Below are 12,291 nucleotides of genomic sequence, written 5' to 3'. Positions count from 1 at the left end.
TGCCTGGCCCCCGGTGGCTGATTGTTAGCTCTGTTCAGGGTGCACAGGGAGGCGCACGGTGGGGCGCTCCCTCTGTCGCATTTTTACGCGAATGGCTTTGGTAATAGGAATATCGACCATAGCAATATAGTAGAAATACTAGATAGGAGCCCTTCAACGTGGATCAACCTGCCGCCTGCTTGCTGGCCATGGACCCACAACCGAGCCTGCTGCTGGCCGCCGATGCCAGCGTGGTGGCGCTGAACCCGGCCTTGCAGGCCTGGGTTGCCGAGGGGCCTACGTTGCTTGCTTGGCTGCCGGCCAACTATGCGGCGCTGGTCCGCGCCTGCCTGCGCCAGCACCGCGCAATCAGCGACGTGGAGGTACAGGTCGGCGCGCGCACCGTGCTCTGGACATTCATGCCGGACGACCAGGGCCAGCAGGTGCTGGGCCGCTGCCGTGACGCCAGCGAAGAGCGCCAGGGCGCACGCGAAGCCAGCCGCGCCAGGCGCCTGTACCGGTTGATCATCGAGAACACCACCGACCTGATTTCGCGGCACAGCCCCGATGGCCGTTTTCTCGATGCCTCACCGGCCGCCCATCGTCTGTTGGGCCTTTGGCCTGAGCAACTGCGTGGCAGGCTGGTGCATGGCCTGCTGCACCCGCGTGAGCGCCGCCAGGTGCTGCGCCAGGCCGGCGCTGCACTGGACCAGGACGGCTACCACACCATGACCTGCCGGGTGCGCCAGGCCAGCGGGGGCTACCGTTGGTTCGAGATCGCCAGCCGGGCGATCCGCGAAACCTACACGGGCGCGGTAGTGGAGGTGGTCAGCGTGTCTCGCGACATCACCTTGCGAATCGAACCCCAGGAGAACCTGGCGCACAGCGCGCGGCTGGCCACCCTGGGTGAACTGGCTTCAGGCATTGCCCACGAGCTCAACCAGCCGCTGGCTGCCGTGGTCAACTATGCCAACGCCAGTCAGCGCTACCTGCACAGCCTGGGGCGTGACCCGCAGGCCCTGGAGCGGGTGGGGCAGGGCCTGCAGCGTATCAGCGAGCAGGCTACCCATGCCGCCGAAGTGATCCGCCGCCTGCGCGCGTTCCTGCGCAAGGGGCCGCGGCGCCTGCAGGCGCTGGACGTGGCTGAAGTGGCTGGCGAAGCCATGCGCCTGTGCGCCTGGGAGGCCGCCCGTGACCAGGTGCAGATCGAGCTACGCGTCAGCGCGCAACTGCCTTCGGTGTACGCCGACCGGGTGCTGTTGGAGCAGGTGCTGCTCAACTTGCTGCGCAATGCCATAGAGGCCAACCGTGAACACCACGGCGAGCGGCCATCGCATATCCTGCTTGGCGCAACGCGGGATGGCGACGGCGTGCTGGTCGAAGTCGCCGACCAGGGCACAGGGGTCGCGCCTGAACACCTGGACGCAATTTTTACGCCGTTCACCACCAGCAAGGCGGATGGCCTGGGCCTGGGATTGAGCATGAGCCGCAGCCTGATCGAAGGCTTCGGCGGCAGCCTGTGGGCGCGGGTGGGAGACAACGGTGGTCTGGTATTGTGCTGCCGGCTGGTAGTCAGCAGGCGCTAAGGGGAAGCTGCGGTGCAAGCAAAAGTCTATGTGGTCGATGACGACCAGGGAATGCGCGATTCGACTGTCTGGTTGCTGCAGTCGGTAGGCCTGCAGGCGTTGCCATTTGCCACCGGGCAGGCGTTTCTGGAGGCGTGCGTCGACGACGGGCCTGCCTGCGTGCTCCTGGATGTGCGCATGCCGGGGCTCGGTGGCCTTGCCGTGCAGCAGGCCATGCACGCGCGTGGGCTGGCCCTGCCGGTGGTGTTCGTCAGCGGGCATGCCGACGTGCCCATCGTGGTACGGGCGTTCAAGGCGGGTGCCTGTGACTTCATCGAAAAGCCCTACAACGATCAGTTGCTGCTCGACAGTGTGCAGGCCGCACTGGAGCGCGCGGGGCGGGTACGCCAGGGCGATCAGGCGCTGGCGCAGGTGCAGGCGCGTATCGACAGCCTCACGCCGCGAGAGCGTGACGTGTTCGTGCCGTTGGCCCAAGGGCTGAGCAACCGTGAAATCGCCGAACGCCTGGGCATCAGTGTGAAAACCGTCGACCTTTACCGCGGCCGGGTAATGAAGCGGCTCCAGGCGACCAGCCTGGCAGAGCTGGTGGGCATGGCCATAGCCTGCGGGGCGGTCGAAGCGTTGGGGCTGCGAGCTCGGCAGTAGCAACGCGGGTGGCGCCCTGGCCAAGGGCGGGGCTTGCGCAGGCCATGACCGTGGGTACCGAACGCACTGAATGATGAAATTTTGCATAGCAAGCTAATCAAAGCTTTGACATTCACTGCCTAGGCAGTAATATTTTCACACAACTCCCCGAGCGGTCATCGATGGCCCATTTTTCCCCCGAAAACTTCCAGAGCTGCGCCATTGGCATGCTGCTGGGGCGCGCGGCGATCCTCAAGGACCGCATCCTCGACTGGCACCTGGAGTCGGAGGGCGTGACCGCCGCCCAGTTCAAGGTGTTGATCATCGTCACCCAGTACCAGGTGGATACGCCGGCCGAACTGTGTCGCTACCTCGGGCTGGACAGCGGTTCGATGACCCGCATGCTCGACCGCCTCGAGCAGAAGGAGCTGATCGTGCGTAACCGCTGCGCCGACGACCGGCGCCAGGTGCGCCTGGCGCTGACGGCCGATGGCCAGCGCCTGGCCGACCGCCTGCCGGAAATCGGCGCTGCCGCTATGAACGAACTGTGCGGCGTGCTGGCCCCAGAAGAGTTGCAGACCCTGGAAGGCCTGTTGGCCAAGGTCCTGCTCAATGCCGGCGACCCCTTGACGGTGCGCCGCTTCGGCGACCGTTGAACCCTGTCACGAATTTTCAAGGTATTGTCATGGCCACTTCCACAGACACCCCGACACCCTCCGCAGCGCCCGAGCCGTCGCGCAAGCGCAAGGCCTGGCTGCTTGGCCTGCTGTTGCTGCTGGTGCTTGCAGGCATCGGAACCTGGGCCTGGTACAGCCTGGTCGGCCGCTGGTATGAAAGCACCGACGACGCCTACGTCAACGGCAACGTGGTGGAGATCACCCCCTTGATCACCGGCACTGTGACCAGCATTGGCGCCGATGACGGCGACCTGGTGCATGCCGGCCAGGTGCTGCTGCAGTTCGACCCGGCCGACAGCCAGGTGGCCCTGCAGTCGGCCGAAGCCAACCTGGCGCGCACCGTGCGCCAGGTGCGCGGACTGTACAGCAATGTCGACTCGCTCAAGGCCCAGCTGGCGACCCGCCAGGCCGAACTGCGCAAGGCGCAGCAGGACTTCAACCGGCGCAAGGTGCTGGCCGACAGCGGTGCCATCGCTGCCGAGGAGCTGTCCCACGCCCGCGATGACCTGAGCGTGGCCCAGGCCGCGGTCAACAGCGCCCGCCAGCAACTGAGCACCAGCAGTGCCCTGGTCGACGACACTGTGGTGTCTTCGCACCCTGAGGTCATGGCGGCTGCAGCCGACCTGCGCCAGGCTTACCTCGACCACGCGCGCACTACCTTGGTGGCGCCGGTCACCGGGTATGTCGCCAAGCGGACCGTGCAGCTGGGCCAGCGCCTGCAGCCGGGCACCGCGACCATGGCGGTGATCCCGCTGGACCAGGTTTGGATCGACGCCAACTTCAAGGAAACCCAGTTGCGCGACATGCGGATTGGCCAGCCGGTAGAGATCAGTGCTGACCTTTACGGCAGCGCAGTGACGTACAGCGGTACCGTCGACAGCCTCGGCGCAGGCACCGGCAGCGCCTTCGCCCTGCTACCGGCGCAGAACGCCACGGGCAACTGGATCAAGATCGTGCAGCGGGTGCCCGTGCGTATTCACCTGAACCCCGAGCAACTCAAGGACCACCCGCTGCGTATCGGCCTGTCCACCGTGGTCGAGGTCAACCTGCACGACCAGAGCGGCCCGACCCTTGCCCAGCAACCGCCGCAGAAGGCCAGCTATACCACTCAGGTTTATGACCGCCAGCTGGGCGAAGCCGATACCCTGATTGCCAAGCTGATTCACGAAAACAGCGCCCCTGGCAAGACGGCGCAGCGATGAGCGATAACGCCGCAGCGCAGTTCACCCCGCCGAGCCTGCTGCTGACCACCATCGGCCTGTCGCTGGCCACGTTCATGCAGGTGCTCGACACCACCATTGCCAACGTGGCCTTGCCGACCATCTCCGGCAACCTGGGCGTCAGCTACGAGCAGGGCACCTGGGTCATCACGTCGTTCGCGGTGAGCAATGCCATTGCCTTGCCGCTCACCGGCTGGCTGAGCCGGCGTTTTGGTGAGGTGAAGCTGTTCATCTGGGCCACGTTGCTGTTCGTGCTGGCGTCGTTCCTGTGTGGTATCGCCCAGTCCATGCCGGAGCTGGTCGGCTTCCGCGTGCTGCAGGGCGTGGTGGCCGGGCCGCTGTATCCCATGACCCAGACCCTGCTGATTGCCGTCTACCCGCCGGCGAAACGGGGGATGGCCCTGGCGCTGCTGGCGATGGTCACGGTGGTGGCGCCGATTGCCGGGCCGATTTTGGGTGGCTGGATCACCGACAGCTACAGCTGGCCATGGATCTTCTTCATCAACGTGCCGATCGGCCTGTTCGCTGCTGCAGTGGTGCGCCAGCAAATGCGCACCCGGCCGGTGGTGACCAGCCGCCAGCCGATGGACTACATCGGCCTGCTGACACTGATCATTGGCGTGGGTGCGTTGCAGGTGGTGCTGGACAAGGGTAACGACCTGGACTGGTTCGAGTCGTCGTTCATCATCGCCGGTAGTCTGATATCGGTGGTGTTCCTGGCGGTGTTCGTGATCTGGGAGCTGACCGACCGCCACCCGGTGGTGAACCTGCGGCTGTTCGTGCACCGCAATTTTCGCGTAGGCACGCTGGTGCTGGTCGGGGGGTATGCCGGGTTCTTCGGTATCAACCTGATCCTGCCGCAGTGGTTGCAGACGCAAATGGGCTACACCGCCACTTGGGCTGGCCTGGCGGTGGCGCCGATCGGCTTGCTGCCGGTGATCATGTCACCGTTCGTGGGCAAGTACGCGCACCGCTTCGACCTGCGCGTGCTGGCAGGGCTGGCGTTCCTGGCAATCGGGGGCAGCTGCTATATGCGCGCCGGGTTCACCAGCGAGGTGGATTTCCAGCATGTGGCACTGGTGCAGTTGTTCATGGGTATCGGGGTCGCGTTGTTCTTCATGCCGACCTTGAGCATCCTGCTGTCCGACCTGCCGCCGCAGCAGATTGCCGACGGCTCGGGGCTGGCCACCTTCCTGCGGACCTTGGGCGGCAGCTTTGCGGCGTCGTTGACCACCTGGATCTGGATTCGCCGGGCGGACCAACATCATGCTTACCTGAGCGAGAACATCAGCCAGTTCGACCCGACCACGCGGCATACCCTCGAACAGCTGGGCGGGGCCAACCCGCAGAGTTATGCCCAGCTTGAGCAGATACTCAACGGGCAGGCCTACATGATGTCCACGGTGGACTACTTCACCCTGATGACCTGGGTGTTCGCCGGGTTGATCCTGTTGGTGTGGTTCGCCAAGCCACCGTTCACCGCCAAGGCGGGGCCGGCGTCGGCGGGGCATTGATGCCGTTGTGCAGGTTGGCACGCGGTGGCGGCTGCCAGTTGCGCCTCCCTCTTATGCCACCGGCGGGTTCATCGACCTGGGCGGCGGGCGCTGAGCCGTGCCGCTCAGCGTGACAACGGCGTGCCGGCCAGCATCCGCGCCACCAGGTCGCTGAGCTGTGCCAGCTCGAAGGGCTTGTGCAGGACCGCGAAACGACGTGCTGTGGGCAGCTCCGGTTGCTCGCTGGTATAGCCGGTGATGAACACCACCGGCGTGGTGTCCGGCAGGCTGTTGCCCAGTGGCTGACCAACCAGCCCTCCAGGCAGGCCGATATCGGTGATCAACAAGTCCGGCTGCAGGCCGCCGTGCAGCGCGGCCACGGCGTGTTGACCATCGCCGAATGCATGCACGTCGTGGCCTTGCTCCTGCAGAATTTCGCTGATGACCAGGCGCATGGTTTCCTGGTTCTCCACCAGCATGATCAGGTTGGCCGTTCTGGCAGGCATGGGCGGTGGGGGTTGGGGCAACGCCGGTGGGGCCGCCACCTGGGTGTCGTCCCTGGGTAGGTAGATATCGATGCAGGTTCCTTTACCCGGCACACTGTCGATTTGCAGCTGGCCCCTGGATTGCCGGATGAAGCCGTAGACGATTGACAGCCCCAGCCCAGAACCCTGGCCAAGCGGCTTGGTGGTGAAAAACGGTTCCGATGCTCGCTGCATCACGTTGGCTGGCATGCCGATGCCCGAGTCGCTGACGCTGATCCGTACATAGTCGCCACACGGCACGTCCAGGCTGAGGGCCTGCTCGTGGGTCAGTGTCTGGTTGGCACTGCCAATGCACAGCGTGCCGCCGGAGGGCATGGCATCGCGGGCATTGATGCACAGGTTAAGCAAGGAGCTCTCCAGCTGCGAGAGGTCGACGCGAACCGGCCACGCACCCGGCTGGGTCTGGTCGTTGAAATGAATGCCCGCATGCAGCGAGTTGATGAGCAGTTCGCGCATGCCAGCCAGCAACTGATGCACGTCCACCGCCTGGGGCGTCAGTACCTGTTGGCGGGCAAATGCCAATAGCCGCTGTACCACCGCCGCGGCCCGTTGGGCGTCCTGGCGGGCCGCGCCAAGCAACCGCGCGGCTTCGGGGTAGCGCTGTTCATCCTGGCGTTGAATGGCGCTTTCCAGGGCAGCCAGGATGCTGCCCAGGAAATTGTTGAAGTCGTGGGCAATACCCCCGGTCAACTGACCGACCGCTTCCATCTTCTGCGACTGGACCAGGGCAGTTTCAATCTTGCGCAGGCGCTGCTGTTCGTTGATGCGCTCGGTGATGTCGTAGGCGAACAGGTAGCCACCCTGAACCATCAAGCGGTTATCACGCAACGGGTTGTAGCGGATTTCGTAGTGCCGCAGTGCTTCAGGCGGCCCTAGGGCAATGTTGTCGACGAAGGCCTCGCCCGCCACTATGCGCGGCCAGACCGGTGCCAGCTGGCTCATGATATCGGGCTGGCGCGCCAGCAACTGCGGAATGTGGTCGCCGACCTGGGGGACGAACCCGCGCAAGCGCAGGAACGTTTCCTGTGCTGTGCGATTGATGGCCAGCAGCCTGAGGTTGCAGTCGGCAGCAAATACATTGGCCAGGCTGTGGTCGACCAATTCCCCCAGCAGTTTGTTGTTTGCGTCTGCCTGGTCTACACGCTCGGCCAGTTGCTGATTGATTGCCTGCAGCCGGTGCACGCTGACTTGCGCGGTTGGCATACCGGTAAAGATCACGGCTACGCGTTTATCGCTGGCAGGCTCCAGCCGGTGCACCGACAGGCTCAACCAGCGATCGGTCGCGGCCAGCCGTTCTTCGAACTGCAACGCACGGCCGCTGCGCGCCACTTCGGCGAAGCGGGGTAGCCAGGTATCGACTTCGTTCGGGATCAGTTCACGGGCGGTCTGGCCCATCTGCTTGGCATGGGCAGTGTGACGAAGGCAGGCCTCATTGCTGAGGATGTAGCGGTAGTCATGGACCTGCCCGTTATCGTCCTCCAGCAGCTCCAGTACACAAAACCCCTCTTCCATGTGCTGGAGCAAAACATCCTGGCAGGCCGCTTTCAGCTGCAGCTCAGCAACCTGGGCCTCCAGTTCGAGCACCTTGTCGTGAAGTGCCTGTGTGCGAGAAGCGGCATCGTCCTGAACCATGCTGAGCTCCCTCGGTAATGGATCGCACTACTATAGTTACCATGATTGCCATTTGCCTTCAAAATGACCGAATGATCCGCCCCAGGGTTTCCATGGCTTGTTCGGCGGCGGCGTTCCAGGGGCTGCCGTAGTTCAGGCGAATGCAGTTGCCGAAACGTCGGGTGGGCGAAAAGATTGGCCCGGGGGCGATGCTGATGCCTTGGGCCAGGGCCATGTGGAACAGTTTGAGCGCGTCCATTTGCTCGGGCAGCTCCAGCCACAGAAAGTAACCCCCGGAGGGCTGGCTGACCCGCGTCTGGGCCGGGAAGTACCGGGCGATAGCGGCGAGCATGTTGGCCTGTTGGCCTTCCAGTGCGTAGCGCAGTTTGCGCAGGTGGCGGTCGTAGCCGCCGTGCTGCAGGTAGTCGGCGATGGCGGCCTGGGCAGGCATCGATGCACACAGGGACGTCATCAACTTCAGCCGCTCGATTTTCTGCGCGTAACGCCCGGCCGCGACCCAGCCAATGCGGTAGCCAGGGGCCAGGCTCTTGGCGAACGAGCCGCAGTGCATCACCAGCCCCTGGGTGTCGAAGGCCTTGGCCGGCTTGGGTGCCTGCTGCGCGTAGTACAGCTCGGCGTAAACGTCGTCCTCGATCAGGGGCACCTGGTGCCGTGCCAGCAGTTGTACCAGCGCCTGCTTGTTCGCCTCTGGCATGCTGGCGCCGACCGGGTTCTGGAAGTTGGTCATGCACCACACGGCTTTGACCGGGTGCTTGTCCAGGGTTTGCGCGAGCACGTCCAGGTCCATGCCCTGGCGCGGGTGCACCGGGATTTCCACTGCCTTGAGCTTGAGCCGCTCCAGCACCTGCAGGCAGGCATAGAACGCGGGCGCTTCGATGGCGACCAGGTCGCCCGGCTGGGTGACCGCCTGCAGGCACAGGTTCAACGCCTCCAGGGCGCCGTTGGTGATCAGCAGTTCCTCCATGGGCAGCATCAGCCCGCCAACCATGTAGCGCAGCGCGATCTGGCGGCGCAGCTGCGGGTTACCGGGTGACAGGTCGGTCACCACCATGCGCGGGTCCATGCTGCGGCTGGCGCTGGCCAGCGAGCGTGACAGGCGTTGCAGCGGGAACAGCTCGGGGCTGGGGAAGGCGGAGCCGAACGCCACGGTGTTGGGGTCCTTGATCGAGTCGAGGATGGAGAACACCAGGGCACTGACGTCGACATCGGTGGACTCGCTGGCCGGCTGTAGCGGCTGCGGCTCGCTGAACTGGCGCGGCGCGTGGGCGTTCACGAAGTACCCCGAGCGTGGCCTGGCGCGGATCAGCCCGCGCCGTTCCAGCAGGTAATAGGCCTGGAACACCGTGGACGGGCTGACCCCGTGCGTCTGGCTGGCGTAGCGCACCGAGGGCACCCGCTGGCCGGGGCCGAGCACCCCGGAGCGGATCAGTTCGGCAATATCGTCGGCGAAGCGTTCGTAGCGTTTCATTCTGGCCTTCTGTCGAAGCCTGGCAGGCAAGGTGGTTGCAGTGTAAGGGATCAGCGGTTCATGGGTGCGACGAAGCGGCTGTGGGCCACGCTGCGTATGGCGGGGTCGTCACGTTCGCTGATGACAAAACTGAGTGTCTGCGAACTGCTGGTCGGCCGCTCGGCGAGCATTGCCACCGACACCGGCAGTTCGCTCATTTCGCCTGCGGGGATGACCAGCGCGGTGTCGCCCTGCAAGGTGAAGCCGTCGGCATCCTGCAGGCGCAGCACGTAGTGTTGGGTGCGCTCGGTCTTGTTGATGACCTTGAGCAGGTAGATGTTCTCGATCTGGCCCTGGGCGTTTTCGCGGAACAGGCCGCGGTCCTTGATCACGTCCAGCGACACCATCGGGCGCAGCTGCAAGGCCAGCACCAGCGCTGCCAGCATGACCACCAGCGCAGTGGCATAGCCCAGCAGGCGTGGCCGCAGCCAGTGGGTGGAGCCGCCTTGCAGGCTGTGTTCGGACTTGTAGCCAATCAGCCCGCGGGCATAGCCCATTTTGTCCATGACCCCGTCGCAGGCATCGATGCACGCCGCGCAACCGATGCAGGCCATCTGCAAACCGTCGCGGATATCGATACCGGTGGGGCAGACCTGCACACACAGGGTACAGTCGATGCAGTCGCCCAAACCTTGGGCGCGAGCATTGCTGCCTTTTCTGCGCGGGCCACGGGCCTCGCCACGGCGTGGGTCGTAGGCAACTGCCAGGGTGTCCTTGTCGAACATCACGCTCTGGAACCGCGCATACGGGCACATGTGCAGGCACACTGCCTCGCGCAGCAGGCCGGCATTGATGTAGGTGGCCGCGGTGAAGAACAGTACCCAGAACAACGCTACGCCGCCCAATTGCAAGGTCAGCAGTTCTGCAGCCAGCGAGCGGATCGGGGTGAAATAGCCCACGAAGGTCAGCCCTGTGGCCACGCCAATGGCCAGCCACAGGCAGTGCTTGGCCGTGCGCCGGGCCAGTTTGTTCAGGCCCCAGGGGGCGGCGGCCAGCCTGATGCGCTTATTGCGGTCGCCCTCGGTGACTTTTTCGCACCACATGAACAGCCACGTCCAGGTACTTTGCGGGCAGCTGTAGCCACACCACACCCGGCCGGCGTAAACGGTCGCGGCGAACAGGCCGAAAGCACAGATGATCAGCAGCGCCGACAGCAGAATGAAATCCTGGGGCCAGAAGGTCGCGCCAAAGATGTGGAACTTGCTGTTGGCCAGGTCCCACAGCACCGCCTGGCGGCCGTTCCAGTCGAGCCAGGCGGTGCCGAAGAACAGCAAGAAAAGCGCGCCAGCGAAACCCACGCGCAGGTTACGGTACCGCCCGGTGAAGCTGCGGGTGTAAATGCCGCTGTCGGTGCGGCGCGTTTTGACGCTGGCTGCGGTGGTGTCGATCTCTGTGCAAAGAATTCTGTCAGTCATGGGCGGGTGCTCATCATGCCTCGATCAGGCATGAGCACTATGGCGCCGAAACTGTTAGCAGCACAGGTTCAGATTTTGCACCAAAAACCATATCAGATACCGCGCAGGCGTCGCCGGCCCCTAGATCACCGAGCCTGGAGCGCTGGCCTTGAGGTGCCTGCGGCTATCCACCGCACCTGCTACCGTCAAGGCGTCGGCCTCGGCTTCGGTGATGGGCACGCGTTTGTCGTCGTGCAGCGCCACCGACATGCGCAACTGTTCGTCGGTAATGATTTCGATATCCGGGCCAGCACACGCGATACGCAGGTTTTCACCCGTCAAGGTGCAACGGCGGGTGGCTTCATCGATTTCAACGGGCATGGTCAGGCCTCCTGGGTGGGTTACAGGGTGGACCGCGAGGGGGGCCGGGTCGTTGCATCGACAGGCTGAGTGGCACTTTGCACGGCGGCTGGCGGTCTGTGTCTATACACAGCAGGCCCGGCTGCTTGCAGGCACACCCTGCGCACTGCCGGGCAGGTAGCACAATGCTCAGCATGGGAACCAGGCAATGGAGCTGATCTGGCAGGTAATACAGGCAGAATTCGCCGATGTGACCGACGCGAGTGAGGTCACGCGCATTCTTCTACGGCTGTTGATGGCAGCGGTGCTCGGTGCAGTACTGGGGTTCGAGCGCGAACACAGGGGCAAGTCGGCGGGCGTACGCACGCACATGCTGGTGTCGCTGGGGGCCGCGCTGTTCGTGCTGGCACCGAGCATGGCCGGGGCCGATGCACAAGCCCTGAGCCGGGTGATACAGGGTATCGTCGCCGGTATCGGCTTTCTGGGTGCGGGCACCATCCTCAAAGGCAACGGCAAGGACACCAGCCATGTGAAGGGGCTGACCACGGCCGCAGGTTTGTGGATGACCGCTGCCATTGGTACGGCCGCTGGCATGGGCCGCGAAGCCACGGCGCTGATCAGCACGGTGCTGGCCCTGCTGGTGCTGGCCACGATGCCGGTGCTGGTGGACAAATTCGAGGGGGAAAACGAGGATAAACAGAGGGAGGAAGAGGGCAGGAAGCACTGAGGGGAGCCGAAGCTCCCCTCAAAGCGTTGTTGCCTGCTCTTTTTTTATTATTGGGACTGGCCTGTTGTTGTTTTTGTCGGCGTGTCCTGGTGTTGCGGGCGACCCCCATGCGGGGTCAAGAGCAAACGTATTTTTTTGAGCGCTGACCTGCTTTCATCATTGCTGATCCGAACCTGGCTGCTGCTACCTCGAGGTAGTTTTGTTGTTCTGTGCCAGACCGCGGGGCGGGCCCCTGGAAAGACTGCCTACTCCAAAAAAATCTGCTTGCTGCGCCTCTGCCGTGTTGTTCTTGTTATGTCAGAGTCGTTATCTGTTGTTTTTATTGGGTGTCGCATTTTTTTTGTTGTTGTACGAAAGATATAGCAGGCAGCGTGCCAACTTTTAAAATCCCTTTATAATCAATGACTTATCGAAATTCGGCAAAATTGCCTGGCCCGAATTTTTGTCGATTTGTTTCCCTGTTACCCGGTTTTCCCCTGCAAAATGGGGGGCGGTAACACTCACCCACACCCACACCCACACCCACACCCATGTGACGCCTGTATGA

At 63.8% G+C, this 12,291-nt stretch carries 10 protein-coding genes; 6 read left to right on the top strand and 4 right to left on the bottom strand.

Annotation, left to right across the window (positions count from 1 at the left end; genetic code table 11):
* Positions 1-188: 188 nt before the first annotated feature.
* The 5 genes from L1P09_RS13885 to L1P09_RS13865 all read left to right on the top strand — a co-directional run bounded on the left by L1P09_RS13885 (position 189) and on the right by L1P09_RS13865 (position 5,600).
* Positions 189-1,565: a sensor histidine kinase gene (locus tag L1P09_RS13885; protein WP_235768965.1), complete on the top strand. Its 1,377-nt coding sequence runs from the start codon at positions 189-191 to the stop codon at positions 1,563-1,565.
* Between the two features lie 12 nt (positions 1,566-1,577).
* Complete coding sequence (locus tag L1P09_RS13880) at positions 1,578-2,210, top strand: response regulator transcription factor (RefSeq protein WP_082414581.1); 633 nt, start codon at positions 1,578-1,580, stop codon at positions 2,208-2,210.
* A 161-nt stretch (positions 2,211-2,371) separates the two neighbouring features.
* Positions 2,372-2,845, top strand: a complete 474-nt coding sequence (locus L1P09_RS13875; RefSeq protein ID WP_009686669.1) for a MarR family winged helix-turn-helix transcriptional regulator — start codon at positions 2,372-2,374, stop codon at positions 2,843-2,845.
* A 29-nt stretch (positions 2,846-2,874) separates the two neighbouring features.
* Positions 2,875-4,068, top strand: coding sequence for an HlyD family secretion protein (locus L1P09_RS13870; RefSeq protein WP_235767751.1), 1,194 nt, complete (start codon positions 2,875-2,877; stop codon positions 4,066-4,068).
* Positions 4,065-5,600, top strand: a complete 1,536-nt coding sequence (locus L1P09_RS13865; RefSeq protein WP_009686671.1) for a DHA2 family efflux MFS transporter permease subunit — start codon at positions 4,065-4,067, stop codon at positions 5,598-5,600. Before L1P09_RS13870 ends, L1P09_RS13865 begins: the two co-directional genes overlap by 4 nt.
* A 104-nt stretch (positions 5,601-5,704) precedes the next feature.
* On the opposite strand, the gene L1P09_RS13860 is transcribed toward L1P09_RS13865, so the two are convergent.
* The 4 genes from L1P09_RS13860 to L1P09_RS13845 all read right to left on the bottom strand — a co-directional run bounded on the left by L1P09_RS13860 (position 5,705) and on the right by L1P09_RS13845 (position 11,038).
* Positions 5,705-7,327, bottom strand: coding sequence for a PAS domain-containing sensor histidine kinase (locus L1P09_RS13860; RefSeq protein WP_390898620.1), 1,623 nt, complete (start codon positions 7,325-7,327; stop codon positions 5,705-5,707).
* Between the two features lie 487 nt (positions 7,328-7,814).
* Positions 7,815-9,224, bottom strand: a complete 1,410-nt coding sequence (mapR, locus tag L1P09_RS13855) for a GntR family transcriptional regulator MpaR (protein ID WP_054904442.1) — start codon at positions 9,222-9,224, stop codon at positions 7,815-7,817.
* Between the two features lie 50 nt (positions 9,225-9,274).
* On the bottom strand, positions 9,275-10,678 hold the full coding sequence (ccoG, locus tag L1P09_RS13850) for a cytochrome c oxidase accessory protein CcoG (protein WP_054904441.1): 1,404 nt from the start codon (positions 10,676-10,678) through the stop codon (positions 9,275-9,277).
* 120 nt (positions 10,679-10,798) lie between these two features.
* Positions 10,799-11,038: a DUF3203 family protein gene (locus L1P09_RS13845; protein ID WP_054904440.1), complete on the bottom strand. Its 240-nt coding sequence runs from the start codon at positions 11,036-11,038 to the stop codon at positions 10,799-10,801.
* A gap of 187 nt (positions 11,039-11,225) precedes the next feature.
* On the opposite strand from L1P09_RS13845, the gene L1P09_RS13840 reads away from it, so the two are divergent.
* Positions 11,226-11,744 carry an MgtC/SapB family protein gene (locus tag L1P09_RS13840; RefSeq protein WP_054904439.1) on the top strand — a complete coding sequence of 173 codons (519 nt, stop codon included), beginning with the start codon at positions 11,226-11,228 and terminating at the stop codon, positions 11,742-11,744.
* Positions 11,745-12,291: the final 547 nt, after the last annotated feature.

The organism is Pseudomonas juntendi (assembly GCF_021560075.1).
Classification (GTDB): Bacteria; Pseudomonadota; Gammaproteobacteria; order Pseudomonadales; family Pseudomonadaceae; genus Aquipseudomonas; species Aquipseudomonas juntendi.
This window is presented reverse-complemented; position numbering and strand designations above follow the sequence as displayed.

Excerpts from the sequence above, each read along its gene's own strand:
- L1P09_RS13885 (WP_235768965.1), top strand. The coding sequence starts at position 189 with ATGGACCCACAACCGAGCCTGCTGCTGGCCGCCGATGCCAGCGTGGTG.
- L1P09_RS13875 (WP_009686669.1), top strand. The coding sequence starts at position 2,372 with ATGGCCCATTTTTCCCCCGAAAACTTCCAGAGCTGCGCCATTGGCATG.
- L1P09_RS13870 (WP_235767751.1), top strand. The coding sequence starts at position 2,875 with ATGGCCACTTCCACAGACACCCCGACACCCTCCGCAGCGCCCGAGCCG.
- L1P09_RS13865 (WP_009686671.1), top strand. The coding sequence starts at position 4,065 with ATGAGCGATAACGCCGCAGCGCAGTTCACCCCGCCGAGCCTGCTGCTG.
- L1P09_RS13860 (WP_390898620.1), bottom strand. The coding sequence starts at position 7,327 with ATGCCAACCGCGCAAGTCAGCGTGCACCGGCTGCAGGCAATCAATCAG.
- mapR (WP_054904442.1), bottom strand. The coding sequence starts at position 9,224 with ATGAAACGCTACGAACGCTTCGCCGACGATATTGCCGAACTGATCCGC.
- ccoG (WP_054904441.1), bottom strand. The coding sequence starts at position 10,678 with ATGACTGACAGAATTCTTTGCACAGAGATCGACACCACCGCAGCCAGC.
- L1P09_RS13845 (WP_054904440.1), bottom strand. The coding sequence starts at position 11,038 with ATGCCCGTTGAAATCGATGAAGCCACCCGCCGTTGCACCTTGACGGGT.
- L1P09_RS13840 (WP_054904439.1), top strand. The coding sequence starts at position 11,226 with ATGGAGCTGATCTGGCAGGTAATACAGGCAGAATTCGCCGATGTGACC.